This is a genomic window from Microbacterium sp. Root180 (assembly GCF_001428485.1).
Lineage (GTDB): Bacteria > Actinomycetota > Actinomycetes > Actinomycetales > Microbacteriaceae > Microbacterium.
On the sequence record NZ_LMHS01000002.1, the window covers coordinates 501,370 to 528,203 of the forward strand.

Below are 26,834 nucleotides of genomic sequence, written 5' to 3' on the forward strand. Positions count from 1 at the left end.
CGAGGCGGATCAGAACCCGTCGTCGTGGCCGGACTCGTGACCGCACGCCCAGCGCCGCGCCATGCCCGCGCGGATCAGCCGGTTCGCGCGATCGCCTCGCTGGTCCAGCGGGCGTGCAGAGCCCACGGGTCATCGACCCCGGCGGCGAGGCCCTCGACGTGCGCCAACAGCGCCGGGGACCGGCGGAACCACTCGGTGCCCGCGAAGCGGTCCGCTGCGAACTCCGCGTGGCGCCGGCGCTCCCGCACCCGGTCGCCTCGTTCGAACGCCAGCAGCTCGTCGTGCCAGATGGCGGACAGTCGCTGCCGCGGGTTGCCCGACGTGCCGATCTTGATCCGATCGTCGAAGCGGAGGTAGTACACGACGTCGACCCGGGGTGGAGGCAGCTCGTGGTCGACGAGCTCGCCGTGACGCCACTCGCACACCGCGCACAGCCATCCGGACGGGTAGCGCACACCCAGCCGCGAGCCGCACACCGCGCACGGCGAAGGGAGGACGTCGGTCACCCCGTGGCGGCTCTGCTCCCACTCGGATGCCGCCGCGAGGTGCCACTCGCACAGCGAGACGGGCGACTCCGCCGGGACGGGGCCGCGGCATCCGCTCCCCACGAGGCACTGACCGGGCACGGATGGCAGTCTACGAAGCGCCTGCGACATCACCGGAGACGCGGAAAGGGCCGGAACCCGAAGGTCCCGGCCCTTTCTGATCTCGATGAGTGCTGAGCTACTCGATCGCCGATCCGGAGATCAGCGGCCCGACAGCTTCTCGCGCAGAGCGGCGAGGGCCTCGTCGTCGGCCAGCGTGCCGGCCGAGGCGCTCTCCGAGGTGAAGCTCGAGGAGCCGGTCTCAACCGGTGCGTTCGCCTCGGCCTCGAGGGCCTTGGCGACGGCGGCCTTGTGGGCCTCCCAGCGACCCTGCGCAGCGGCGTACTCCTGCTCCCACTTCTCGCGCTGAGCGTCGAAGCCCTCGAGCCAGGCGTTGGTCTCGGGGTCGAAGCCCTCGGGGTACTTGTACTCGCCGTTCTCGTCGTACTCCGTGACCATGCCGTAGAGGGCCGGGTCGAACTCGGTGCCGTTGGGGTCGACCGACTCGTTCGCCTGCTTGAGCGAGAGCGAGATGCGGCGACGCTCGAGGTCGATGTCGATGATCTTGACGAACACCTCTTCGCCGACCGACACGACCTGCTCGGCGAGCTCGACGTGCTTGCCCGAGAGCTCCGAGATGTGCACGAGGCCCTCGATGCCGTCTGCGACGCGCACGAACGCACCGAACGGAACGAGCTTGGTGACCTTGCCCGGCGCGACCTGACCGATCGCGTGCGTGCGGGCGAAGACCTGCCACGGGTCCTCCTGGGTCGCCTTGAGCGAGAGCGACACGCGCTCGCGGTCCAGGTCGACCTCGAGGATCTCGACGGTGACCTCCTGGCCGACCTCGACGACCTCGGACGCGTGCTCGATGTGCTTCCACGAGAGCTCGGAGACGTGCACGAGCCCGTCCACGCCGCCCAGGTCGACGAAGGCACCGAAGTTGACGATCGACGAGACGACGCCCTTGCGGACCTGACCCTTGTGAAGGTTGTTCAGGAACGTGGTGCGCGACTCCGACTGCGTCTGCTCGAGCAGAGCGCGGCGCGAGAGCACGACGTTGTTGCGGTTCTTGTCGAGCTCGAGGATCTTGGCCTCGATCTCCTGGCCGAGGTACGGCGTGAGGTCGCGGACGCGGCGCAGCTCGATGAGCGACGCGGGGAGGAAGCCGCGGAGGCCGATGTCGACGATGAGACCACCCTTGACGACCTCGATGACCGAACCGGTCACGACACCGTCGTTCTCCTTGATCTTCTCGACGTCACCCCAGGCACGCTCGTACTGAGCGCGCTTCTTCGACAGGATGAGGCGGCCTTCCTTGTCCTCCTTCTGGAGAACCAGCGCCTCGACGGCGTCGCCGACCTTGACGACCTCGTTGGGGTCGACGTCGTGCTTGATGGAGAGCTCGCGCGAGGGGATGACACCCTCGGTCTTGTAGCCGACGTCGAGGAGGACCTCGTCGCGGTCGATCTTCACGACGGTTCCTTCGATGAGGTCGCCGTCGTTGAAGAACTTGAGGGTCAATTCGACCGCGGCCAGGAAGTCCTCAGCAGATCCGATGTCGTTGATGGCGACCTGCTTGGTGGCCGGGGCGGTCGTTGCGGTAGTCATGTAGTGGGTTGTCCTTGTTGGGTTGGGTGTCGGGCTCGGTCCGAGGTGTTGCCTCCGGCCGCACGATGGCGAACGGATGCCTCGAGCCGAAGCGAAGCGGATTGTTGTGGTGCGATGTCACTCTGCACCAGACAGCAGCCTGGGCCGAGGCGTGGCGAGAGAGCCACACGAGTGACACTCCATGCTAACAGAACGCGGGCGCCGCCCGCGATGTTCCCGGTGCGGGCGCTAGGGGCGCAGCAGCACCTTCGTCGCCCGCCGCTCGTCCATCGCCGCGTACGCCTTGGCCGCCTCCACGAGCGGCAGTTCGAGGTCGAACACGAGACCCGGGCGGATGGCTCCCGAGCGCACGTCGGGAAGGAGTTCCTCGATGTAGCCCCGCACGGGTGCCACTCCCCCCGCGACGCCGACGTTCCGGCCGAACATCTGACGGATGGGGAGCTCTGGTCCGCCGTTGGGCACGCCGACGTAGCCGACGCGACCGCCGGGCCGGGCGGAGCGCAGCGCCTGGTCCATCGACTCCTTGGTGCCGACGCACTCCAGCACGCGGTCGGCGCCGATGCCGCCGGTGAGCTCGCGTACGCGCTCGATGCCGGCATCCCCCCGCTCCTCCACGATGTGCGTCGCGCCGAACTCGCGGGCGAGCGCCTGACGCTGCGGATGCCGCGACATCGCGATGATCGTCGTCGCACCCAGCCTCTTGGCCGCGATGATCGCGCAGAGCCCGACAGCGCCGTCGCCCACGACGGCGACGGCGTCTCCCTCGCCGACTCCCGCGGATACGGCGGCGTGGTGTCCCGTTCCCATGACGTCGCTCAGCGTGAGGAGCCCGGGGATCTCCTCGTCGCCCACCGGACCGGGCACGACGGCGAGCGTGCCGTCCGCGAGCGGCACGCGCACACGCTCTCCCTGGCCGCCGTCCGCGAATCCGCCGAAGCGGTCCGCGCTCCCCCACCAGCCGCCGGAGAGGCAGGACGTGCTCACGCCGTTGCGGCAGTTGACGCAGGTCCCGTCGCACACGTAGAACGGCGCGATCACGAAGTCTCCCGGCCGCACCGCCTGCACCTCGGGGCCGACCTCCTCCACGATGCCGACGAACTCGTGCCCGATGCGGTGCGGCTCGTCGGTCGGCGTCACGCCCCGGTACGGCCACAGGTCCGATCCGCAGACGCAGGCGGCGACCACCCGCACGATGGCGTCGGCGCCGGTGGAGAGCGCGGGATCGGGAACCTCTTCGACGCGGACATCGCGCGCGGCGTGGATGACGGTGGCAAGCATGTGTCGAGCCTAGGCCGACCCGCGCGGGCGCGGGTCCGGTCGTAGGGTGGGCGCATGACGATCCAGCCCGGCACCTACCGCCATTTCAAGGGCGGCCTCTACACGGTCGTCGGCGTCGCACGGCACTCCGAGACCGAGCAGGAGCTCGTCGTCTACCGGCCGCTCTCCGGCGAGCAGGGCCTCTGGGTGCGACCGGTCGACATGTGGACCGAGACCGTCGAGCACGACGGCCGCTGGGGACCGCGCTTCACCCTGATCGACTGATCCGGCGGGACCGCGCTCAGCCCGCCACGGCGTGACCGATGTGCTCGTCCCCCGAGCCGAACCGCAGCGTCCGCCCGATCGTGGTGTCGTCGGCGATGGTCGCGGCGATCACGGCGGCGACGTCGGCGCGCGGCACCTCGCCCCGACCTTCGGGGTCGAGCGCGACGCGGCCCGTCGGCGCATCGAGGGTGAGCGTGCCCGGCGCGAGGATCGTCCAGTCCAGATCGCTCCCGGCGAGGTGCGCGTCAGCGGCCCATTTCGCATCGGCGTAGGCGAAGAACGACGAGTCGGTCCCGACGCCGTGGTCGGCGCGTGATCCGATCCACGACACCATCACGTACCGCGCGACCCCGGCAGACGATGCCGCGTCCATCGAGCGGATCGCGGCGTCGCGGTCGACGGCGTAGGTGCGGGCAGGATCGCCGCCACCGGCTCCGGCGGACCAGACCACGACGTCGTTCCCGCTGATCAGATTCGCGAGCTGCCCGGTGTCGAACGACTCGATGTCGGCCACGAGCGGCTGCGCGCCGGCCCGCGCCACCTCCGCCTCGTGATCGGGATTGCGGATGACCGCTGTCACGGTGTGACCCTGGGCGGCGAGCATCGGCTCGAGCAGCAGGGCGACCTTTCCGTGTCCGCCGAAGATCAGGATGCGGGCCATGGGAGTCCTTCCGTCGGTCGGTCCACGCTAGCGCGCCCGATGGGGGCCGCGGAGTGGGTTGACGGGCGCCGCGTCTTCGCTACGGCGTCGGAGGAGCCGACCCGGAGGCAGCATCCGTCGCCTCTCGATCACCGGCGAGCACGCTGTGACGGCGACCCCACACCAGGTAGAACGCGAGCACGACGATCACCCACGCCGCGAACCAGGCGTAGGTCTCCCATCCCAGACCCGAGATCAGGTACCCGCACGCGAGGATCGACAGGATCGGAGTGACCGGGTACCCGGGGACCCGGAACGCCCGCGGGAGGTCCGGCCGCGTGCGCCGCAGCACCATCACCGCGAGCGACACGACGATGAAGGCGACGAGCGTGCCCATCGACACCATGTCCCAGAGGTTGGACAGCGGAATGAACCCCGCGAGCAGGGCGACCACGATCGCCGCGACGACCGTGGAGAACACCGGCGTGTGGGTGTGCGGCGCGACGCGAGCGAAAGGTCGCGGAAGAAGTCCGTCCCGCCCGATGGCATGCAGGATGCGGCTCTGGCCGAACAGCGTCACGAGCGTGACCGAGAAGATCGAGATCACCGCGCCGGCCGCGAGCACGGTCGCCGGCCACGGCGCTCCGAGGACGTCGCCGAGGATCACGGCGAGACCGGCGCTCTGCTGATCGGGATCCTCGAAGTCCTGCCATGGCTGGGCGCCGACGGCCGCGAGGGCGACGAAGAGGTAGACCGTCACGACCACGGCCAACGCGATCAGGATCGCGCGCGGAAGCGACCGCTGCGGATCGCGTACCTCGTCTCCGGCCGTCGAGACGGCGTCGAGTCCGATGAACGTGAAGAAGATGGTCCCGGCAGCGGCCGTGACGCCCGCCGCGCCGTGGGGTGCGAAGTCGGCGAAGTTGTCGGCCTGGAACGCGGTGATGGCGATCGCGCCGAACATGATCAGCACGCCGATCTTGATGAGCACCATCACCGTGTTGACGGTGGCCGACTCCCGGGTCCCGCGGATGAGCAGCAGCGCGCACAGCCCGACGAGCACCACCGACGGCAGGTTGATGATGCCGCCCTCGAGGGGGCCCACGGTGAGCGCGGCGGGGATGCTCCAGCCGAACACATCACCGACGAGGCGATCCAGGTAGCCGCTCCAGCCCGAGGCCACGGCCGCAGTCGAGACCCCGTATTCGAGCACGAGGCAGGCGGCGACGCCGATCGCGACGATCTCACCGAGGGTGGCATACGCGTACGAGTAGGTCGAGCCGGACACGGGCACCGCCGACGCCATCTCGGCGTAGCAGACCGCAGACAGGCCCGCCGCGATGGCCGCGACGACGAACGCGACGATGACGGCAGGCCCCGCGAGAGGCACGGCTTCGTGCATAACGAAGAAGACGCCCGTGCCGATCGTCGCGCCGACGCCCAGCATTGCGAGCTGGAACGTGCCGATTCCGCGGGTGAGTCCGCCTGGCTCCGGCTCCGGAGGCTCGACGGGCTTGCGGCGGAAGATCTCCCTCGCGATGCTCATCGGTCATTCCTCCGGCTTCTGCGCCACCCGGTGCGGCTCGCCTGCCACGGTACCCGTTCGCCTCCCGCGCCACCCAGCGCGCACGAGGGACGACGCCGAGGGTGATTTCCGCCGCCTCCTACTTACGCACGCGGCCTCTGCGCGGCAGAATTCGGCAGAGGACGGGACACAAGGGGGAATGCGATGGCCGAGCCGACACCGCCGGCAGCTGCGCCGAAGCCGCGGAAGCTGCCGCGCCGCCCGGCATCCACCCTCGCCGAGAAGTGGACCCGCATGGACGACGTCGACGTCTTCTACCGGGAGTCGCCCGTGCGGCCGGCGGACCCGCGCGTGATGATGCACGTGCACGGCTTCGGTCTCTCCGGCCGCTACCTGCTGCCGACGGCCGAGCGCCTCGCGGACGAGTTCCACACCTATGTGCCCGACCTTCCGGGCTTCGGCCGCAGCGGAAAGCGCCGGGACATGCTCGACATCCCCGACCTCGCGGAAGCGGCGCGGGATTTCATGGACGACCGCGGCGTCGAGAAGGCGACGCTGGTCGGCAACTCGATGGGCTGCCCCGTGATCATCGAGTTCGCCCACGCGTACCCCGAGCGGATCGACCGTGCCGTCCTCGTCTCCCCCGCCGGCGGACTCTTCAACCAGCCGCTGCGCCGCGCGATCGGTCAGCTCTCGAAGGACGCCCCGCGGGAGCCCACCCGAATGGCGCGCGTCGCGGTGCCCGACTACGTGCGCTTCGGCGTGCCCAGCACGATGCGCCTGTTCAAGGCGCTGACGCAGTACCCGTCCCTGCCGCGCCTGCTCGAGATGAAGATCCCCACACTCGTCGTGCTCGGTGAGCGGGACCCGCTGCTCCCGCATGCGCACCGCGTCGATGAGATCGCGAGCCAGACCGACAGTCACGTCCTCGTCGTGCTGCTGGAGGGCGCGGCGCACGCGATCAACTTCAGCCATCCCGATCAGCTCGCGCATGTCATCCGGGCCTTCATGGACGATCGGCCCATCGTCACCGATCCGTCATGGCCGGGCTACGCGCGGCTCTACGAGGTCCACCGCGGCAAGCACCATCCGGCGCCCAAGGCGGGTACGGCCGACTGACTCAGCCTCGCGCGGGCCGTGCGCCGCGGTGCACGCTCAGATGCGCCCGGTAGGTGTCGGCGTTGCGCACGATCCCGGCGCGCTCCTCGTCGGTGAGTTCCCGGCGCACCTTCCCCGGCACACCCGCGACGAGCGATCCCGCAGGCACGACGGTGCCCTCGAGCACGACGGCGCCGGCGGCGACGAGGCATCCGTCGCCGATCACGGCGCCCGAGAGCACGACGCTCCCCATGCCGATGAGCGAGCCGTCGCCGATCGTGCAGCCGTGCACGACGGCGTTGTGACCCACGGAGACGTCTCTGCCGATGACGACCGGGTGCCCCGCATCGACATGGACGGAGACGTTGTCCTGGAGGTTGCTCCCGGCACCGACGGTGATCGCATCGCTGTCGCCGCGCAGCACCGCGTTGTACCAGACGCTGGCGCCCTCCGCGAGGGAGACGTCGCCGATCACGCGCGCACCCGCGGCGACGAACGACTCGGCGTGGATGTCGGGGGTGCGTCCTGCGACGGCGAGAACGGCGGCGTCTGGGGAGATCGTCATGGCACGACCCTATCCACCCGGCCTAGGGCGCTGCCGTCGCCAGTCGCTCCTGGATCGCCGCGGTGTACCACGGGGCGAGCGTGTCGGCGAAGGTCACCGTGAGATGGTCCTGATCCCGGTACACGTTCGCTCCGCCGATCACGGGAGAGCAGGTGTCGGCATCGCAGAAGACATCCGTGAAGTCGAGAAGGGTGACCCCGTCGCGTTGGGATGCCGCCTCCCGCAGCGGATCGTCGGCGACGAGCACGTCCGACCGGACGCCGACGCACTCGGACTGGTCGCGCGTGCGCAGGCACTTGTTCGGGTCGGTCTCCCACACCGGGTTGTCGACCACGGTGATCACCGGGATGCCCCGATCGAGCATCTCGTCCCACGCATCGACATAGCCGGCCACCGCCGCGTCGTACGACGAGTCGAACCCCGCCGATGAGTAGGGGGTGGTCGCGATCGCCGCGGTGAACACCGCATCCACGTCGGCCTCGGCGAGGTCTGCGGTGACGGCTTCGCGCCACTCGGTGCACGCGTCGCCGAACGCGCCCGGCGTCGCGAGCGGCGTCGTGCTCCACGGGCAGGCGCCCTTGAGCCACGTGACGAGCTGCCAGCCCTCCTCCTCGGCGATGCGATCGAAGGTGGAGATCAGCTGGTAGGCGTGGCTGTCGCCGATGAGCGCGACCCGCGGTGCATCGGGATCGTCCGAGCCGAGCGTGCACGAGACCGGCCGCGCATCGGTGAGCTGCACGAAGCAGTCGCCCATCTGAGGACGGTCGATCCCCGCGAAGCCGGGCGCGGGGAGGATCTGGTCGCCGAAGTCGGCGGAGGCGCACGCCGGATCCAGCACGGAGGCTGCACCGAAGCAGGGCGGCGGGTTCTCCTGCAGCTCCTGGATGGCGCGGAAGCCTGCGCTGTACGCGGGGGCGTTGACGAACCAGGCCATCCCCGCGACGAGCGCGACGACGATCATCGCGCCGAGCGAGCTCCACAGCGTGGCGTGCGCGGGCCGCGACGTGAGGACCTTCCACCCCCGCACCGGGTCCTCGACGAATCTCTTGGTGAGCCACGCGAGCACGAAGCACAGCCCGAGCAGCGCGATGCGGTGGTAGATCGTGAGACCCCAGAAGGGCACCGAGGGCGCGATGATGATCAGCGGCCAGTGCCACAGGTAGAGCGAATAGGAGATGTCGCCCACGAACTGGGCGGGCCGAATCGCGAGCACGCGCGTGGGGTACCACCAGCGCCGGGTGTTCGACGCAGCGAGGACGGCGGCCGCGCCGACAGTCGGCAGGACCGCCATGTAGCCGGGGAACGGCGTCTGCCCGTCGAACTGGAAGATGACGTACACGAGCACGGCGATGCCGCCCCAGCCGAGCAGGAAGCTGCCCACCGCGTTGCGTACGCGCAGCAGCGGGACCAGTGCGATCATCGCGCCGACGCCGAACTGCCACATGCGCGCGAAGGTCACGAAGTAGGCCGGAGCCGGGTTCGTGATCGTGAAGACCACGCAGAACGCGAACGACACGACCGACACCACCGCGAGCACGGTGATGACCGCGCGCCGGCGCGCACCCCGGAACCACTTCACGCCGATCCATGCCGCCAGCAGCATCAGCAGCGGCCACATGACGTAGAACTGCTCCTCGAGCGACAACGACCAGTAATGCTGCACGGTGGTGGGGTCGCCGGAGTGGTTCAGGTAGTCGGCCGAGTTCAGCGCGAGGTACCAGTTCTCGACGTAGAAGGTCGACGCGAGGATCTCGCGCACCTCGTTCGGCAGCGCCGACGTCGGGGTGAGGTACGGCGACATCGCGACGATCGCGCAGAAGAGCAGGACCAGGAGGGATGCCGGCAGCAGTCGTCGCGCACGTCGTGCCCAGAACTGGCCGAGACGGACGGTTCCGGTCGCCGTCAGCTCGCGCATCAGGTGCGCCGTGATGAGGAAGCCCGAGATCACGAAGAAGACGTCGACACCGACGAAGCCGCCGGAGAAGCGCGCGGGCCAGAAGTGGTACAGGACGACCGCCAGCACGGCGATCGCCCGCAGCCCCTGCACGTGGGGGATGAACCTCGAGGGCTCGGCGTGCTCGGGCGACCGGTCGCGCGGCTCGCTCGTCACGGAGGTGGCGGGCTGACCGAGATTCTGGGGTCCGAGGTCGTGATCGGCGGAAGGCACTCAACGACGTTAGCCGCTTCCGGCTGACAATCCGTCCCGACAGGTCGGCCGTCCGCGACACCGGGTTAGCGGAGCCTTCACTTGCTTGCGGAATGACTGTGCCTGAGTAGCGTTGCATTCACCGGAGGGCGCACGTCGCAGAAGGCGGCCTCTCGAAGATGGAGACGAGACATGACGAAGACGAACACCACCCCCGCCACCGCCGCCGACCCGACCGTGGCCGCCGCCAGCGCCCAGTTCCTCACCCCCGTGGTCCTCGGACTCCAGGCCCTCGCCGTCAACGGCAAGCAGGCCCACTGGAATGTCCGCGGTGCCAACTTCATCGCGATCCACGAACTGCTCGACTCGGTCGTCGCCAACGCGCAGGCCGGCGCCGACCAGGCCGCTGAGCGCATCGTCGCACTGGGGCTGCCGATCGACGCCCGTGCGAGCACGGTCGCCGCGAGGACCAGCTCCGCGGTCCCCGCGGGTTTCACCCAGTGGGATGCCCTCATTCGCACGGTCATCACCGACATGGACCTCGTGATCGCCGATGTCCAGGCCGCCATCGACGGTCTCGACGAGTTCGACCTCACGAGCCAGGACGTGGCGATCGGCATCAAGGAGACGCTCGAGAAGGACCGCTGGTTCCTCTTCGCGCACCTCGCGGAGTGACCCGCGCGGCATCGAGTCGCCAGAACGCCCCCGGCTGCGGCCGGGGGCGTTCTGCATGATCAGCCGCGCTGGAGGAAGGCGAGCACGGCGAGCACCCGACGGTGCTCGGTCCCCGACTCCTCGAGCCCGAGCTTCGCGAAGATCGCGCTGATGTTCTTCTCCACGGCGCCGACGCCGATGAACAGACGCGCCGCGATGCTCGCGTTGCTGCGGCCCTCGGCCATCAGCGTCAGCACGTCGCGCTCCCTCGGCGTCAGTCTCGAGAGAGGATCCGGGCGCGAGGCGATCAGTCCCTGCACGACGAGCGGGTCGAGCACCGTCCCGCCTTCGCGGACGCGGTGCACGGCATCCGTGAACTCCTCCAGAGATGTCACACGATCCTTCAGGAGATACCCGACTCCGCCGTCCCCGCCGGCGAGGAGCTCCCGCGCATAGACGCCCTCGACGTACTGGCTGAGAACGAGGATGCCGACCTCGGGAAGCTCCGAGCGCAGCGTCAGCGCGGCCCGGATCCCCTCGTCCCGGAATCCGGGCGGAAGCCGCACATCGAGGATCGCGACATCCGCCCGCGCCGCCCGCACCCGCGCGACGATGTCCTCGGCGTCGCCCCACGCTCCGGCGGTGACGTAGCCGGCCTCGTCGAACAGGCGCACCAGCCCTTCCCGCAGGAGGACGGAATCCTCGACGAGGACGACGCGGACCGCCTCGGCATCTGGCATACCGTCAGCATAGGGATCGCTCACGATGCCGCTGCCGCGAGCGGGACGTGCGCACCGACGGATGTCGGGCCGCCCACGGGACTGTCGACGACGAGCATTCCCCGCAACCCCGCGATGCGCTCTCGCAGTCCCTCCAGGCCGTGACCTGCCGCGTACACCGCTCCCCCGCGTCCGTTGTCGACGACCCAGACATCGAGCATCGACGGCGCCCCGCTGAGCGACGGCCGCAGCGCGGCCTTGAGGGTGACGGCGGAGGCGCCGGAGTGCTTCACCACGTTCGTGAAAAGCTCGGCGACGACGAAGTACACGGTGCGCGCGACCTCAGGACTGGTCACCTGGTCGATCGCGGGATCGATGTCGGTGTGCACCGTCAGCGGCGCGCCCGCGGCCGTGGCCGCGAGGGCGGCGGCCAGCCCGCGGTCCTGCAGGAGTGGCGGTGCTACGCCGCTGGAGAGCGCGCGAAGTTCGTCGAGCGCCGCCTTGGCATGACCGCGGGCCTCGCGCGCGAGCTCGGCCGCGGCATCCGCGTCTCCCGACTCGGCACGGCGTTCGAGAGCGGCGAGATCGAGTTGGAGGCGCACGAGGCGCTGCTGCGGGCCGTCGTGGATGTCGCGCTCGAGACGGCGCAGAGCGACGTCCTCGGCCTGCACGGCCGACGTGCGGGCCGCCGCCTCGGCACGCACCTCGGCCGCGAGGTCGTCCGACTCCCAGCGTCCGAGCATGCCCTTGGCGACCGCGTGGTGCCCCAGCGCAAGGCCGCCGAGCACCCACGGCATCGTGAACGTGAAGAGCACTCCGGCGATCAGGTAGAGCACCACCTCGACGGTCCAGGACGGCCAGGCGCCGAACATCCACGGCAGCGCGTCCGACACGTAGTGGCCCCACTCGCCGCCGTCGCCGCGAGGGAGGAAGACACCCCAGAACCAGTAGGTGAGGCCGCCGAGCCCGACGCTCAGCCACACGGTGGTCAGCACGAACGAGATGGTGCTGATGATCGGGCTCACGATCATGCCGTGCACGAGGTAGACCCAGTAGTGCGCGTTGCGCAGCGGGCGGGTGAGCGTCATCCAGAAGCCGCCGGTGCCGGGCTGGTCGCGGTTCCACTCGGGCTCTTCGATGCGCGGCAACCCGGTGAGCCACAGCAGCCCGCGATCGGCGACCCCGAAGCCGCGCGCCACCAGCAGGGTGCCGACGACGATCGGCAGGCCGATGACGAGCACGAGCAGTCCGACCCCGGTCCAGAAGAGCGAGGCGAGCACGCTCACGGACACCATCGCCAGCACGAACACCGCGAGGAGATACACGGCGCTGCCCGGGGTGCGGGTCCAGGCCCGCCCGTAGGACGCCCAGAAGCCGTCGGGCGCTGCCACCGCCACGGGGGCGTCAGTGGTCATCGTGGTCATCGGAATCTCCCTCGGGACGTCGCAGGTCGGCCTTCTGGCCCGGTTCGACGACCAGGAACTGTCCCATCATGCCCTGGTCCTCGTGCCACAGCAGGTGGCAGTGATACATGTACGGAGTCGTCGGATCGGCGTAATCCTCGAAGCGCACGAGCAGCCGGTACTCGCGGTCCCACTCGAGGGCGATCGTGTCCTTCCAGCCCGAGAGCCGCGCCGGAGGCGGGGCTCCGTCGACCGCCAGCACCCGGAACTGCGTGTCGTGCACATGGAAGGAGTGCGGCAGCGGATTGTCGTTGCGCACCGTCCACACCTCGCTCGTGTCGACGGTCGCCGTGAAGTCGGCGCGTCCGAGGTCCATCTCGCGGTTGTTGATCTCGTGCCCCGACATCTCGAAGGAGCGCTGGGCGGCGGCATCCGCCTCCCTCGCCCCGGGAAGAATCGCGAGCGTCGGCGGCACCTCAGGAGAGGCCACGAGGGATGCCGCGGCGCGCAGCTCGAGGACGTCGAAGGCCGCCCCGCCGGCGTGCAGGGCGGGATCGGGCGCCTGCGACCGGAGCACGACCCGCTCCCCGGGTGTCAGCGTCACCACGATCTCGGCGCGCTCGCCGGGCGAGAGCGGAATGCTGGTGGACTCGACGGGTGAGGCCAGCAGCCCGCCGTCCGTGCCGATGAGATCGAACGGGCGTCCGTCGTCGAAGGCGAAGTCGTACATGCGGGCACTCGACCCGTTGAGCAGGCGCAGCCGGACACGCTCGGTCGAGGCCTCGAAGTACGGGGCGATCGTGCCGTTCACCAGGATCGTGTCGCCGAGCACGCCGTCGAACTGCATCCCCAGGCCGCCCCCGAAGGCGCCGTCCGCGCTGAACGAGCGGTCCTGCACGATGAGGGGCACGTCGTCGACGCCGTACTCTCGCGGCAGCGTCAGCGCTGCCTCCTCGTCATCGGTGAGCAGGAACATCCCGGCCAGGCCCGCGTCGACCTGTTCACGCGTGCGGCCGTGCAGGTGCGGGTGATACCAGAGGGATGCCGCAGGCTGATCGACGAGCCACTCCGGCGCCCACGTCTCCCCCGCGGCGATCGGCGTGTGGGGGCCGCCGTCCATCGCGGCCGGCAGGTGCATGCCATGCCAGTGGACCGTCGTGCTCTCGTCGAGCGCGTTGCGGACCTCGACGCGGACGCGCTCGCCGCGCGCGGCGACGAGGGTCGGGCCGAGGTATTCGCCGTTGTAGCCCAGGGTCGGCGTCTCGCCCTGCGCGACGAACGAGGTACGGCCCTCGCGGGCCTCGAGCCGGAAGACGCGCACGCCGTCCTCGACCGTCGAGGGAGCGAGCGCGGGGATTCGCAGGGGCTGTGCGAAGGTCGTCGTTCCGGCCGCGGGCGGCGTCGGACGCGTGGCGTTGAATGCGAACCACACGGCGACGCCGACAACCAGCAGCGCGAGCGGAATGGCGATGAGCACGGCGACGAGGCCGCGACGGCGGCGACGGCGCGGGACGGCGGGAGCCGCCGGAACGGGCGAGGGCACGGGCAGGACCATGACTCCAGCCTCGTGAGCGAGGCCGCGCGCCGGCATCCGATCCTCACCCCGATCGGTACGGGGGCTGTCCCCCCTCGGGCGCGGGACATCAGGCCAGGTGAGTGAGCCTGCCTCCGAGAAGCGTCGCCTGCACACTCATATCGCGCAGCTCGGCCTCGCTCGCACGCAGCGGATCCCGTGCGCAGACGGCGAGATCGGCGCGCATGCCGAGCTCGATGCGCGCGGGAGTGGCCGATCCGCCGTGGGTCGATGCGCCGAGCGCCGTCGCGGCATCGAGCCGCTGGTGCGCCTGCCACGGTGCACGGCCGTCGCGGGTGCGGAAGACCGCCGCCGCCATCGCCGCCCAGGGGTCGAGCGGCGACACGGGCGCGTCCGAGCCGAACAGCAGATTCGCCCCGGTGTCGGCGAGCGAGCGCAGCGGATAGGGCTGGGCGGTCTGCCCGGCCCAGATCGCGTCGGTCATGTCACGGTCGTCGATCGCATGCTCAGGCTGCACGCTCGCCGCCACGCCGAGGCGTCCGAACCGCGGGATGTCGGCGTGCGACACCAGCTGCGCGTGCTCGATCGTGCCCCACGCGCCCGTGGCGGCGAAGGCGTCGAGGGCGTGCGTGTTCGCGACGTCGCCGATCGCGTGGATCGCCGACGCGATCCCCGCTCCCGTCGCGCGGGTCATGAGGTCGACGAGCGTCCCGATCTCGACCGTCAGCACGCCGAGATTGTGAGGATCGTCCGGATACGCGTGAGAGCACGCCGCCGTGCGCGTGCCGAGCGAGCCGTCCGTGATGACCTTCAGCGGACCGACGCGAGCCAGATCGGATGCCGCGCCGCGCGCGACGTCGCCGGTCCGCAGTCCGTCGGCGATCGCCCGGTCGAGGAACTCCGGATAGATCCCGAACTCGATCCGCAGGGCATCGAATCCCGCGCTCGTCCGCCGTGCCCAGGCATCCTCGTTCCACGCCATGTCGAGATCCACGAGGCCCACCACGCCGCGCGCGGCGGCGTCCCGTGCCATCCGCTCCACGAGAGGGTCGGAGATCTCCGGCGCCACGGCGTTGAGGCGTCGTGAGATCTCGAAGGCGGGCGCTTCGCGGAGCATGCCGACGCCGTCGGGAATGTGACCCTCGCGGCGCAGAGCCGCCGAGTTCAGCCACACGCTGTGAACGTCCGCGTTGATGAGGTACGTCGGGACGTCCCCCGTCGCCGCGTCGAGCACCTCCAGCGTGGGGGCGTCGCTCCACAGGGCGTCGCGGAACCCGGTTCCGATGCGGCGACCGTCGGGCAGCACGGCGGCCGTGCCCATGATCTCGGCCGCGTGAGCGGCCGACGTCGCGCCGCCGAGCGGCTCGCGCTGGGCGGCCAGCGCCCACTGCACGACGTGCACGTGGTGGTCCCACAGTCCGGGAATCAGCCATCCGCCGCCGCCGTCGACCACGAGACCCGTGCGCGGGAGCGCCCGAGCCGGTGCGATGTCGACGACGACGCCGTCGGCGAGGTGCACGTCCACGAGATCGTCGTCGAACGGGTCGGTGCGCTCCGATCCGGTCAGCCGCACCTCGGCGAGCACCGCGGGGCTCTCCCCGAGTGCCCCGCTCACCGTGCAGCCCTGCGGGCGTCGAGAGCGCGCTGCATCTCCGCGGGCAGCCGCGGATCGGCGTAATCGCCACCCGCGCCGAGCTCCGCGATGATCGTCTCGACGACGTCGTCCGGTCGGTTCTGGCTGAGCTTGCGCTTGGCGACGACCTTCGTCGGAGTGAGCCGGAAGCCGACCGTGCCCCGCTCGAGCCGCGTGACGTAGTCGGGATCGTTCGGACGCTCCCAGAGCAGGCGGGGCTGCGGCATCCCGCTCTCGAAACGCGCGACGAGCCGGTCGAGCACGACCAGGTTCTCGTCCGGCGTGAGGATCTCGGGGACGCCGGTCAGATGCGCGGAGACGAAGTTCCACGTCGGCACGTTCGGGGAGTCGCCGTACCAGCTCGGCGAGATGTAGCCGTGCGGGCCCTGCACCACCACGAGGAGCTCGCGCTCGCCCAGTCCGTGGATGAGGTCGTCGGGCTTGCCGACGTGGCCCACGATCGTGAGGTCGTCCCGGTCCTCGTCGAGCAGCACGGCGTAGTGCGAGGCGACGAGCCCCTCGTCCGTCGCGCTGACGAGGGTCATCCACGGGTTCGCATCGATGAGACGGCGCAGCTCGGTGACATCCGTCATCGCGAAGCTCGGGTTCTGGCGCATGGCTCCCAGCCTACGGTCGGCACCCGCGCGAGACGGCGATCAGCGCTGGCACGAGGGGCACCAGTACAGCTTGCGCGTGGCGACCTCCTCGACGACGATCTCGGTGCCGCACACGCGGCACGGCAGCCCGGCGCGGTGATAGACCCAGTGCCGATCGTCCCGGCTCGCCATCGCCTGGCGGTACGCGTCGGGCGACAGGTCGTCCATCGTCATCATCTGGCCGGTCTCGACGCCGATCGCGAGCAGCCGCACCCAGTCGCGCCACAGCTCCCGCACGATCTCTTCGGGCACATCGCGTCCGGGGGTGTGCGGGTTCAGTCGCGCGCGGTAGAGCAGCTCGGCGCGGTAGACGTTGCCGATCCCGCTCACGACGGACTGGTCCATGAGCAGCAGGCCGATCGGCGTGGGCTTGCGGCGCACGACCGCGGTGAACCGCTCCTCGCCCTCGGCGACGTCGTCGACGAGCGGATCGGGTCCGAGTTTGGCGATCGTCGCGGCGACCTCGTCGGGCGTCTGGAGCGCGCACGCGGTGGGTCCTCGCAGGTCGGCCGCCGTCGACGATGTCAGCAGGCGCAGACGCACCTGTCCGACGACAGTGGGCGGCCACTGGTCGCCGTCGTCCGCGAGACCCGTCGTCTGCTCCGACATGCGCACATGGACCCGGGCCTTGCGCGGAGCCCCGATCGAGGTGAGGGAGTTCTCTCCGGCGGAGTCGAGGATCGGCGGGGCGATGTCGGTGCCGCGCTGGTTCGTCTGCCCCATGCGCCCGTTCGCCGAGGCGATCGTGGGGTCGACGAGGATCTCACCGGCGAAGTCCCACGCCCCGTACATCCCCAGATGAACCCGCAGCCACAGGTCGTCGTCGAACTCGAGGAACATCTGCTTGCCGACCGCCCGCACGGCCGTCGCGGTCCTGCCGTCGATCATCGCGGCCCCCTCGACGAACCGTCCCTGCGGGCTCGAGGCGGACACCTCGCGACCGACGAAGTTCCGGTCGAATTGACGGGCGATCCGGTGGACGGAGTGACCCTCGGGCATCGCGAGGTCAGCCCGCCTCGGGGTCGAAGGAGCTGTCGTCGGCGGCGAGCACGTCGGGCCGACCGGTCGTCGCGCGCGGGTCCGGCTCGAGCGAACCGTCCTCCTCGTACGCCGCGAGCTGACCGATGCGCCGCGCATGACGCTCCTCGCCGGAGAACGGGGTCGCGATGAAGCGGTCGATGAAGGTCGACGCCTCGTCGAACGTGTGCTGCCGTGCTCCGATCGCGATGACGTTCGCGTCATTGTGCTCGCGTGCGAGTTCGGCGGTCGCGATGCTCCAGGCGAGCGCAGCCCGCACGCCCACGACCTTGTTCGCGGCGATCTGCTCGCCGTTGCCCGATCCGCCGAAGACGACGCCGAGAGCCTCGATGCCCGCGGCCTGGTCTCGCACGACGGCCTGCGCCGCGCGGATGCAGAAGGCCGGGTAGTCATCGAGCGCGTCGTACTCGAGCGGGCCGTGGTCGATCACCTCGTGTCCCGCGGCCGCCAGATGGTGCTGCAGCTGCGTGGAGAACTCGAGGCCGGCGTGGTCGGTCGCGATATGGATGCGCATGGGCACCATCCTAGGGAGCGGCGCCGGAGCTCCCGGCGCGGGTGACGGGGGTCAGGGCGCGACGCCGGCGGCGGCCGGCTGGAAGCCCGCACGCACGTTCTCGCAGCACGCGGGACGACACACGTCGAACCAGGGTCCGAGCTCCGTCGCATGCGGCCGGTCGGCAGCGGGCGTGCCCGCGAGGCGCTCCTCGACGAGGTCGACCAGCCCCGAGACGAAGGCAGGGTCGACGCCGGGCGTCTGCGTGCGAACGGCGCGGATGCCGACCTCGGCCGCGGCATCCATCGCCTCGGTATCGAGGTCCCACAGCACCTCCATGTGGTCGCTCATGAAGCCCAGCGGAACGATGGCGACCGCGGCGACCCCGGCACCGGGCAGATCGGCGATCACGTCGTTGACGTCGGGCTCGAGCCAGGGCTGGCTCGGCGGGCCGGAGCGGCTCTGGTAGACGAGCTCCCAGCCGATGCGCGCGGCAGACGGGATCTCGGCGGCGACGGCTGCCATCACCACCTCCGCGACCGCGAGATGCTGCGCGGCGTAGGCGCCGCCTTCGCCGAGGTCGCGGTGTGCGGGGTCGCCCTCCCGCGGTCCCGAGCGCTCAGCATCGGCTGTGGGGATGCTGTGCGTGGAGAACAGCACGCGGATCGCTTCCGGCGCAGTCCCGTCGGCGAGGAATCCGGCGACCGCGTCGCGCACCCCGTCGACGAACGGCTGCACGAAACCGGGATGGTCGAAGAACTGGCGCACCTTGTCGATCGTGACGGTGCCGGCGAGGCCGGTGTCGGTGAGAACGCGCGCGAAGTCCTCCCGATACTGGCGGCAGCTCGAGAACGAGGAGTACGCGCTGGTCGCGAGAGCCAGCAGGTTCGTGCGGCCGGAGGATGCGGCATCCGTCACCGCCTCCTCGAGGTACGGCGCCCAGTTCCGGTTGCCCCAGAACACCGGCAGAGCGATCCCCCGGCGGGCCAGCTCCGTCTCCAGCGCCGCCTTGAGGGCGCGGTTCTGGGCGTTGATGGGGCTCACGCCGTCGAAATGGCGGTAGTGGTGCGCGACCTCTTCGAGTCGCTCGTCGGGGATTCCCCGCCCGCGCGTGACATTCCGCAGGAACGGGATCACGTCGTCCTGGCCCTCGGGACCGCCGAACCCGGCCAGCAGGATCCCGTCATAGGCGACCGGCACCTCGACGAACGGCGATCCGGATGCCGCGGCCGGCGATGCGAAGGGCACGGCGCCGTCGGCGGACGACGTGTCGGACAAGTTCTGCGCTCCCGAGGTCACCCCTCCATCCTCGCACCGTCACGGACACCGGGATCGCACAGGCGACGCTCCCGGCCGGGGGCTGGAATAGGCTGGACCGGTTGCCGCCGGTGTCATCCACGCCGTGCCCGCCGTATCCACCCACACCCACGGGAGCATTGCAGTGCCTGGAGAGAACCTCACCCGCATCGAGGCGCAGGAGCGCCGCGCCATCGTCGACACGCACTCGTACGAGGTCGTGCTCGACCTGACGAAGGGCGCGGAGGTCTTCGCGTCGCGCACCGTCGTCCGCTTCTCGGCCACCGCCGGCGCGGACACCTTCATCGACCTCATCGCGCGCGACGTCCGCGAGATCATCCTCAACGGTCGCGCCGTCGACCCGGCGACCGCCTTCGCCGACTCGCGCATCGCGCTCACCGGCCTCGCTGCCGAGAACGAGCTCGTCATCGACGCCGACTGCCTCTACACCAACACCGGCGAGGGGCTCCACCGGTTCGTCGACCCGGTCGACGGCGAGGTCTATCTCTACTCGCAGTTCGAGGTGCCCGACTCGCGCCGCATGTTCGCGGTGTTCGAGCAGCCCGATCTGAAGGCGACGTTCCAGTTCACCGTGACCGCGCCCGAGGCGTGGAAGGTCGTCTCCAACTCCCCCACGCCCGATCCGCAGGGTCACGGCGACGGCACTGCCACGTGGGCGTTCCCAGTCACCCCGCGCATCTCCTCGTACATCACCGCGCTCATCGCCGGCCCCTACGAGGCCACGTTCTCCGAGCTGACCAGCTCCTCGGGGCGGGTCGTCCCTCTCGGCGTCTACGGCCGCAAGAGCCTGTGGCAGCACCTCGACGCCGACTACATCTTCGAGAAGACGCGTCAGGGCTTCACGTACTTCGAGGACAAGTTCGACTACGCGTACCCGTTCGAGAAGTACGACCAGCTCTTCGTGCCCGAGTTCAACGCGGGCGCCATGGAGAATGCGGGCGCCGTCACGTTCACCGAGAGCTACGTCTTCCGCTCGAAGGTCACCGACGCCGTCAAGGAGCGCCGCGTGGTGACGATCCTCCACGAGCTCGCGCACATGTGGTTCGGCGACCTCGTGACGATGAAGTGGTGGAACGACCTGTGGCTCAACGAGTCGTTCGCCGAGTGGGCGTCGACGATCGCCACCGCCGAGGCCACCGAGTGGACAGAGGCGTGGACCACGTTCAACGCCATGGAGAAGACCTGGGCGTACCGCCAGGACCAGCTCCCCTCCACCCACCCCGTGGTCGCCCAGATCAACGACCTTGAGGATGTCCAGGTCAACTTCGACGGCATCACCTACGCCAAGGGCGGATCGGTGCTCAAGCAGCTCGCCGCGTGGGTCGGCATCGAGCAGTTCTTCGCGGGCGTCGCGGCGTACTTCAAGAAGCACGAGTGGTCCAACACCGAGCTGTCCGACCTGCTGTCCGAGCTCGAGACCACGAGCGGCCGCGAACTGTCGACCTGGTCGAAGAAGTGGCTCGAGACCGCCGGCGTCAACACGCTCTCTCCCGAGATCGCGACCGATGTCGACGGCGCGATCACCCGCTTCGCCATCGTGCAGACGGCCCCCGCCGACTACCCGACGATCCGCCCGCACCGCCTCGGCGTGGGTTTCTACTCCCTCGAGGGCGACGCCCTGGTGCGCGTGCACCACGTCGAACTCGATGTCGACGGCGACCTCACCGAGGTGCCCGAGCTGAAGGGAGTGAAGCGCCCCGATCTCGTGCTGCTCAACGACGAGGACCTCGCGTACGCGAAGATCCGCCTCGACGAGCGCTCGCTGCAGACGGCGATCGGCCACCTCGCGAAGATCAGCGATCCGCTCGCTCGCTCGCTGGTCTGGGGTGCCGCATGGGACCAGACCCGCGATGCCGAGGCATCCGCCTCCGACTACGTCGACCTGGTGCTGCGCAACATCGGCTCCGAGACCGAGTCGACCACCGTGCGGACCACGCTCGCGCAGCTGCAGCTCGCCGCGAACTCCTATGTCGCGCCCGACAAGCGCGACCTCACGCGCCAGAAGGTCGCCGATGCCCTGTGGGCGCTGGCCGAGGGCGCCGAGGCGGGCAGCGACAGCCAGCTGCAGTTCGTCACCGCCTTCGCCGGCGCTGCCGCGACGACGGCGCAGTGGGAGAAGGTGCGCCAGGTGCGCGACGGGGAGGTCTCGTTCTCCGGCCTCGACATCGACACAGACCTGTCGTGGCAGCTCCTGGTGGCCCTCGCCGCCGGTGGGGTCGTCACGGTGGCGGACATCGACGCCGCACTCGCCGCAGACAACACGGCCAAGGGCGGTGAGTTCGCCGCCCAGGCGAAGGCCGCTCTCCCGACCGCCGAGGCCAAGGCCGTCGCCTGGTCGTCGCTCGTCGATCACGACGACCTGCCGAACACGATCGTGCGCTCTGCGGCGCTCGGTTTCGTGCACCCGGCCGGGCGCGATCAGCTCGCGTCATACGTCGAGCCGTACTTCGCCGCGCTCCTGCCGATCTGGGAGTCCCGCAGCTACAAGATCGCCGAGTACCTGATCTTCGGGCTCTACCCGTCCGCGCTCGCGAATCTCGCGCTGCGCGACGCGACGCGCGGGTGGCTCGAGGCGAACACCGACGCCGCTCCGGCCCTGCGCCGCCTCGTCGCCGAGAACCTCGCCGGCGTCGAGCGCGCGCTGTCGGTGCAGGAGCGCGACGCGCAGTAGCCGGGATCGGATGCCTCGGCCCCGCACTCAGGCGGGGCCGAGGCTGGCGTCGTTAGGATCGACACGATGATCCCCCTCTCCACCACCGAGCCCGCTCCCCCCACGCTGTGGAGCGACTTCCTGGACTTCCTGGCCAGGGCGGGCTGGAATGCGCTCACCGTCGCCGGCATCCTCGTCGGCGCACTCATCATCACGTGGATCCTGCGCATCGTGATCCACCGGGTCGTGGCCCGCATCGTCTCGGGGGCGAAGTCGAAGGCGAATGTCGATGACACCCAGGCGCTCGAGCGATCGCCGCTCGCGTCGGTGCGTCTCGTCCAGCGCACGCGCACCCTGGGATCGATCCTCCAGAACATCGTCGGTGTCACGGTCGCGATCGTCGCCATTCTGCTGACCATCAACGTCCTCGCGCCCACCGCACTCGGATCGCTGACGCTCCTGACCGCCGCGATCGGCGCGGGTCTGGGCTTCGGAGCACAGAACATCGTCAAGGACGTGCTCAACGGCATCTTCATCGTGGCCGAGGACCAGGTGGGCATCGGCGACGTCGTCGATCTCGGCCTCGCGTCGGGAATCGTGGAGTACGTCAGTGTGCGCGTGACGCATGTGCGCGACGTCAACGGCACGCTCTGGTACGTGCGCAACGGCGAGATCACCCGGATCGGCAACCTGTCGCAGGGCTGGTCGCGGGTGATCGTCGATCTGTCGATCCCGGTGGATGCCGACATCGACGAGGTCGAGAAGATCCTGCTCGACACCGCGCGCACTCTCGCGAAGGACGCGAAGTGGCGCACGCGGATCCTCGAACAGCCCGAGGTGTGGGGGCTCGAGTCGATCTCGGGCGACGCGCTGGTCATCCGACTCGTGATGAAGACGCGCGCCAACGCGAAGGACGACGTCGCGCGCGAACTCCGGATGCGACTGAAGCGGGCGCTCGACGAGGCCGGCGTCACCCTGCCGGCGCTGAACACGATCATGCCGTCGGGTATCGAGGGCGCCCAGCGAGTGCGCGGTGCCAACCCTCCCAAGACCAAGCCGACCGCCGTCACTCCACCGCCCGCGGCATCACGCCCGGTCTGGAAGCCCAAGCGCACGTCCAAGACGGCACCGCCGACAGGCGACGACCCGAAGGCCACGCCGTGAGCGCCGTCCCTCCGAGCTTCTACGACGAGATCGGCGGTCATGACGCCTTCGTGCGACTGGTCGACGCGTTCTACCGCGGTGTCGCCGGAGATGACGTGCTGCGGCCGATGTACCCCGAAGAGGATCTCGGCCCTGCCAAAGAGAGGCTCACCGGCTTTCTCGAGCAGTACTGGGGCGGCCCGACGACCTACAGCGAGCAGCGCGGGCATCCTCGGCTGCGCATGCGGCATGCACCGTTCCACGTCAATCCGGACGCGCGCGACCGCTGGCTCGCGCACATGCGCGTGGCCGTCGATGAGCTTCACCTGTCACCGCTGCACGAGGCGACGCTGTGGGACTATCTGGAGCGTGCCGCACAGGCCATGGTGAACACGTTCGAGCCGACCGGCATCGGCCCCTCCTCGGAGGGCCGGGATGCGGCATCCGGTCCGTCTCTCTCAGTCACCGCCGTTCCGCCCGCCGACTGACCCGCCGTTCCCGCCCACCCCCACCCGACACACACCCCACCTCGACGAAGGAGTCGACATGCCCGCAGGGTCCACCTCGCACACCGCGGACGTCCTCGTGATCGGCTGGGGCCTGGCCGGTCTCGTGGCCGCGTCCGAGGCCGTCGCCGCGGGAAAGCGTGTCGTGATCGTCGACCAGGAGCCCCGCTCCAACCTCGGCGGACAGGCCTGGTGGTCGTTCGGCGGCCTGTTCTTCGTCGACTCGCCCGAACAGCGGCGGATGGGGATCAAGGACTCGATCGAGCTCGCGCGCCAGGACTGGTTCGGCAATGCCGCCTTCGACCGGGAAGAGGATCTCTGGCCCCGGCGCTGGGCCGAGGCGTATCTGCAGTTCGCGCACCAGGAGAAGCGCGCGTGGCTCAAGGAGAAGGGCGTGGGATTCTTCCCCGTCGTGGGATGGGCCGAGCGGGGCGGATACACCGCGACCGGCCCCGGCAACTCCGTGCCCCGATTCCACATCACGTGGGGCACCGGCCCCGGCATCGTCGCACCGTTCCAGGCCGCCGTCGAGGCGGGCGAGGGCAAGGGCCGCATCACGATCCTGCCGCGCCACCGCGTGACGGCGCTGACCCTTGCGGACGGCACCGTCACCGGCGCCGAGGGCGAGATCCTCGCGCCGTCGGGTGCCGCTCGCGGCGTGGCATCCTCGCGCGAGGTCGTGGGGTCGTTCTCGATCGCGGCGGGAGCCACGATCGTCTCGTCGGGCGGCATCGGCGGAAACCACGAGCTCGTGCGCCGCTGGTGGCCGGAGCGGCTCGGCACGGCGCCGACCACCATGGTGACCGGGGTACCCGCCTACGTCGACGGCTCGATGCAGGGCGTGAGCGAGGCCGCGGGCGCGCGGCTCATCAACGGCGACCGCATGTGGCACTACGTCGAGGGCATCCAGAACTGGGATCCGATCTGGCCGGATCACGGCATCCGGATCCTGCCCGGACCGTCGTCCGTGTGGCTCGACGCGACCGGCACCCGGCTGCCCGTACCGCTCTTCCCCGGGTTCGACACGCTCGGCACGCTCGCCCACCTGCGCGCCACCGGGCACGACCACTCGTGGTTCGTGCTGTCGCAGCAGATCATCGAGAAGGAGTTCACCCTCTCGGGGAGCGAGCAGAACCCCGACCTCACCGGTAAGGACGTGCGTCTGCTGGCGAAGTCCCGACTGGGCAAGGGTGCCGCCGGCCCCGTCCAGGCGTTCATGGACAAGGGCGCCGACTTCATCGTGCGCGACACCCTGGACGAGCTGATCACGGGGATGAAAGCGCTCCCCGGCGGTGACGTTCTCGACGGGGATCGCGTGCGCTTCGAGATCGAGGCACGCGATCGCGAGATCGACAACGACTTCACCAAGGACGCGCAGATCGCGATGCTGCGCTCGGCCCGCGCGTACCGCGGCGATCGCCTGATCCGCACGGCGACCCCCCATCGCATCCTCGATCCCAAGTCGGGTCCGCTCATCGCGGTGAAGCTCCACGTGCTCACCCGCAAGTCGCTCGGCGGCATCGAGACCGATCTGTCCGGCCGTGCGCTCGGCGCGGATGGCGAGCCGATCCCCGGTCTGTACGCTGCGGGCGAGGCGAGCGGCTTCGGCGGCGGCGGCGTGCACGGCTATCGCGCGCTCGAGGGCACCTTCGTCGGCGGATGCCTGTTCTCAGGCCGGACGGCCGGTCGGGCGGCGGCCGGCGCCGTCTGAGCGCTTTCCGGCGACGCGGAGGTCAGTGCGAGGACATCCCGGTGCGGCGTACGGCGGTGAGACCGACGGCGACCGGTCCCCGGACGATCACGTGTCCGCGATCGAGGCTCACGCGGGTCCAGGGTCCGCTCGTGAACACGCGGGCGGTCTCGGCGCCGCTGATGAATCCCATGCTCATCGCGGCGAAGGCCGCTCCGAGCGGAAGCCCTCCGAGCTCCTCGTCGGGCGCGCCCCATACGGTGGCGCGGATCGCCCGGACGACGTCTTCACCGGCATCCGTCGGCACGGTCTCGGCGACGCGAGCGATGCCGTGCTGCGCCTTGGCGGCCAGCTGAGAGGCGTCGACGCCGGCGCGCGCAGACCAGCCCGTCCGCGGCGGTGCGATGCCGGCCCACGCAGGCGAGAGTGCGGTCTCGGGCAGCTGGACGGCGGTCGCATCGTCGGGCGCTGCAGTGAGGGCGGATGCTTCGACCACGACGTCGCACACCAGCTCGGGGTCGGCACCCAGGGTCCGCATCGCGAGCACCGTCGGGGTGGAGTCGCCGATGCCGCGGGGAGCCAGCGGAGCGGCCGTCATGACGAGCACTCCCCCGGTCGCCTGTAGACGGACCGGTTCGTCCGTGAAGCGGTCCGCGCGACCGGCGAAGGTCAGCGCGTCGGAGGCGGACTCGGCGTCGGCGAGCAGAAGACGGGGGGACATCGCCCTCTAAGCTACCAAGCGGAGCGATGGGTGGCGGGCGGCCCCCGGAAGGGAGAGCCGTGGAACAGGCGGACTGGGAGCCCGATCCCGACCCGGTGGCCTCGATGCTGTCGGTGCTCGACCTCGCCGCTTCGGACGCGCGCACGACCGAGGACATCTTCACGGGTGTCTCGCAGTCGATGCCGCTCGGGCGGGTCTACGGCGGCCAGGTGCTCGCTCAGTCGATCGTTGCCGCGGAGCGGACGATCCCGGAGGGCCGCACCGTCCATTCGATGCACGGATACTTCCTGCGCCCGGGCGACTCGGCCAAGGGGATCACCTTCGCCGTGGATCGCATCCACGACGGGCGTTCGTTCTCGACCCGCCGCACGCAGGCTTTCCAGGAGGGCGTGCCGATCTTCTCGATGATCGCGTCGTTCCAGGACGAGGATCCGGGCATCGAGCACGAGGCGTCTATGCCGACGGGCGTGCCCGGCCCCGAAGAGCTGCCGGACATCGAGGCGCATCTGCAAGGCCTCCATCCGATGTCGAAGCGCCTGTTCACCGATCGTCCGGTCGATCTGCGGCATGTGCCCTCGCCGATCTACCTGTCCGTCGAGGGTGAGAGGGAGCCCAGCCAGGCGGTGTGGATGAAGGTACGCCGGCCGATCCCCGATGACCCGGCGATCCACCGTGCCGCGCTCGCGTATCTCAGCGACCTGACGATCCAGGAGTCGATCCTGCGCGCGCACGGCATCCCGTGGGCGATGCGCGGCCTCAAGGTGGCGAGCCTGGATCACGCGATGTGGTGGCACCGCTTCGGACGGGTGGACCAGTGGATGCTGTACGTCCAGGAGTCGCCGAGCGCGCGGGGCGGGCGCGGCCTGGCGACAGGGCGCATCTACACACACGACGGCACGCTGCTGGCGAGCGTGGCCCAGGAGATCATGGTCCGTGTCCCGGAGGCGGCTCCGCCCGCGACGTGAC

General features: G+C 70.2%; 24 protein-coding genes. 8 read left to right on the forward strand and 16 right to left on the reverse strand.

Translation table 11 applies throughout. The annotated features are described in order from the left end of the window. Positions 1-74 precede the first annotated feature (74 nt). From ASD93_RS06670 to ASD93_RS06680, 3 genes are all read right to left on the reverse strand, one after another. Positions 75-626, reverse strand: a complete 552-nt coding sequence (locus tag ASD93_RS06670) for a GIY-YIG nuclease family protein (RefSeq protein WP_235566897.1) — start codon at positions 624-626, stop codon at positions 75-77. A gap of 120 nt (positions 627-746) precedes the next feature. Continuing rightward, positions 747-2,195 (reverse strand): 30S ribosomal protein S1, encoded by a 1,449-nt coding sequence (gene rpsA / locus ASD93_RS06675; RefSeq protein ID WP_056120473.1) that lies wholly within the window; start codon positions 2,193-2,195, stop codon positions 747-749. Positions 2,196-2,423: 228 nt separating this feature from the next. Next, on the reverse strand, positions 2,424-3,473 hold the full coding sequence (locus ASD93_RS06680) for a zinc-dependent alcohol dehydrogenase family protein (protein ID WP_056120476.1): 1,050 nt from the start codon (positions 3,471-3,473) through the stop codon (positions 2,424-2,426). Between the two features lie 54 nt (positions 3,474-3,527). On the opposite strand from ASD93_RS06680, the gene ASD93_RS06685 reads away from it, so the two are divergent. After that, a complete protein-coding gene (locus tag ASD93_RS06685; RefSeq protein WP_056120481.1) occupies positions 3,528-3,737 on the forward strand; it encodes a DUF1653 domain-containing protein in 210 nt (69 codons plus the stop codon). Positions 3,738-3,753: 16 nt separating this feature from the next. Here the strand turns inward: ASD93_RS06685 and ASD93_RS06690 are convergent, their stop codons facing one another. Continuing rightward, positions 3,754-4,398 (reverse strand): SDR family oxidoreductase, encoded by a 645-nt coding sequence (locus ASD93_RS06690; RefSeq protein WP_056120482.1) that lies wholly within the window; start codon positions 4,396-4,398, stop codon positions 3,754-3,756. A 79-nt stretch (positions 4,399-4,477) separates the two neighbouring features. Next, on the reverse strand, positions 4,478-5,923 hold the full coding sequence (locus tag ASD93_RS06695; RefSeq protein ID WP_082569210.1) for an APC family permease: 1,446 nt from the start codon (positions 5,921-5,923) through the stop codon (positions 4,478-4,480). Between the two features lie 183 nt (positions 5,924-6,106). Between ASD93_RS06695 and ASD93_RS06700 the strand changes: the two genes are divergently transcribed. Further along, a complete protein-coding gene (locus ASD93_RS06700) occupies positions 6,107-7,021 on the forward strand; it encodes an alpha/beta fold hydrolase (protein WP_056120485.1) in 915 nt (304 codons plus the stop codon). 1 nt (position 7,022) lies between these two features. Here the strand turns inward: ASD93_RS06700 and ASD93_RS06705 are convergent, their stop codons facing one another. Together ASD93_RS06705 and ASD93_RS06710 are read right to left on the reverse strand one after the other, a co-directional pair. Next, positions 7,023-7,565, reverse strand: coding sequence for a gamma carbonic anhydrase family protein (locus tag ASD93_RS06705; RefSeq protein ID WP_056120488.1), 543 nt, complete (start codon positions 7,563-7,565; stop codon positions 7,023-7,025). Between the two features lie 22 nt (positions 7,566-7,587). Then, positions 7,588-9,732: an acyltransferase family protein gene (locus ASD93_RS06710; RefSeq protein ID WP_056120490.1), complete on the reverse strand. Its 2,145-nt coding sequence runs from the start codon at positions 9,730-9,732 to the stop codon at positions 7,588-7,590. Positions 9,733-9,903: 171 nt separating this feature from the next. Between ASD93_RS06710 and ASD93_RS06715 the strand changes: the two genes are divergently transcribed. Next, positions 9,904-10,386, forward strand: coding sequence for a Dps family protein (locus ASD93_RS06715; protein ID WP_056120493.1), 483 nt, complete (start codon positions 9,904-9,906; stop codon positions 10,384-10,386). Positions 10,387-10,445: 59 nt separating this feature from the next. On the opposite strand, the gene ASD93_RS06720 is transcribed toward ASD93_RS06715, so the two are convergent. From ASD93_RS06720 to ASD93_RS06755, 8 genes are all read right to left on the reverse strand, one after another. Further along, on the reverse strand, positions 10,446-11,105 hold the full coding sequence (locus tag ASD93_RS06720; protein ID WP_056120497.1) for a response regulator transcription factor: 660 nt from the start codon (positions 11,103-11,105) through the stop codon (positions 10,446-10,448). A 20-nt stretch (positions 11,106-11,125) separates the two neighbouring features. Beyond that, the gene (locus ASD93_RS06725) at positions 11,126-12,508 is read right to left on the reverse strand and encodes a sensor histidine kinase (RefSeq protein WP_056120501.1); all 1,383 of its coding nucleotides are present in this window, start codon (positions 12,506-12,508) and stop codon (positions 11,126-11,128) included. After that, positions 12,489-14,042 (reverse strand): multicopper oxidase family protein, encoded by a 1,554-nt coding sequence (locus ASD93_RS06730; protein WP_056120953.1) that lies wholly within the window; start codon positions 14,040-14,042, stop codon positions 12,489-12,491. Before ASD93_RS06730 ends, ASD93_RS06725 begins: the two co-directional genes overlap by 20 nt. Positions 14,043-14,130: 88 nt before the next feature. Further along, the gene (locus ASD93_RS06735; RefSeq protein WP_056120503.1) at positions 14,131-15,636 is read right to left on the reverse strand and encodes an amidohydrolase; all 1,506 of its coding nucleotides are present in this window, start codon (positions 15,634-15,636) and stop codon (positions 14,131-14,133) included. Continuing rightward, on the reverse strand, positions 15,633-16,271 hold the full coding sequence (locus ASD93_RS06740) for an FMN-binding negative transcriptional regulator (protein ID WP_056120506.1): 639 nt from the start codon (positions 16,269-16,271) through the stop codon (positions 15,633-15,635). The genes ASD93_RS06735 and ASD93_RS06740 overlap by 4 nt, the downstream gene beginning before the upstream one ends. Positions 16,272-16,310: 39 nt before the next feature. Then, complete coding sequence (locus tag ASD93_RS06745; protein ID WP_056120511.1) at positions 16,311-17,309, reverse strand: Fpg/Nei family DNA glycosylase; 999 nt, start codon at positions 17,307-17,309, stop codon at positions 16,311-16,313. A gap of 7 nt (positions 17,310-17,316) precedes the next feature. Further along, the gene (locus ASD93_RS06750; protein WP_056120515.1) at positions 17,317-17,862 is read right to left on the reverse strand and encodes a ribose-5-phosphate isomerase; all 546 of its coding nucleotides are present in this window, start codon (positions 17,860-17,862) and stop codon (positions 17,317-17,319) included. 51 nt (positions 17,863-17,913) lie between these two features. Then, entirely contained in the window at positions 17,914-19,140 is a 1,227-nt protein-coding gene (locus tag ASD93_RS06755; protein ID WP_056120518.1) for a ferrochelatase, read from the reverse strand. A gap of 142 nt (positions 19,141-19,282) precedes the next feature. Between ASD93_RS06755 and pepN the strand changes: the two genes are divergently transcribed. From pepN to ASD93_RS06775, 4 genes are all read left to right on the forward strand, one after another. Then, on the forward strand, positions 19,283-21,829 hold the full coding sequence (gene pepN, locus ASD93_RS06760; protein WP_056120521.1) for an aminopeptidase N: 2,547 nt from the start codon (positions 19,283-19,285) through the stop codon (positions 21,827-21,829). A 66-nt stretch (positions 21,830-21,895) separates the two neighbouring features. Then, positions 21,896-22,972 (forward strand): mechanosensitive ion channel family protein, encoded by a 1,077-nt coding sequence (locus ASD93_RS06765; protein ID WP_056120523.1) that lies wholly within the window; start codon positions 21,896-21,898, stop codon positions 22,970-22,972. Then, positions 22,969-23,439: a globin gene (locus ASD93_RS06770; RefSeq protein WP_056120528.1), complete on the forward strand. Its 471-nt coding sequence runs from the start codon at positions 22,969-22,971 to the stop codon at positions 23,437-23,439. The genes ASD93_RS06765 and ASD93_RS06770 overlap by 4 nt, the downstream gene beginning before the upstream one ends. 58 nt (positions 23,440-23,497) lie before the next feature. Then, entirely contained in the window at positions 23,498-25,168 is a 1,671-nt protein-coding gene (locus ASD93_RS06775; RefSeq protein ID WP_056120531.1) for an FAD-binding dehydrogenase, read from the forward strand. A gap of 22 nt (positions 25,169-25,190) precedes the next feature. Here the strand turns inward: ASD93_RS06775 and ASD93_RS06780 are convergent, their stop codons facing one another. After that, complete coding sequence (locus ASD93_RS06780) at positions 25,191-25,868, reverse strand: hypothetical protein (RefSeq protein ID WP_056120534.1); 678 nt, start codon at positions 25,866-25,868, stop codon at positions 25,191-25,193. A 104-nt stretch (positions 25,869-25,972) separates the two neighbouring features. Here ASD93_RS06780 and ASD93_RS06785 point away from each other — a divergent pair, with 104 nt between their 5' ends. Then, positions 25,973-26,833: an acyl-CoA thioesterase gene (locus ASD93_RS06785; protein ID WP_056120955.1), complete on the forward strand. Its 861-nt coding sequence runs from the start codon at positions 25,973-25,975 to the stop codon at positions 26,831-26,833. The last annotated feature ends 1 nt before the right edge of the window (position 26,834 follow it).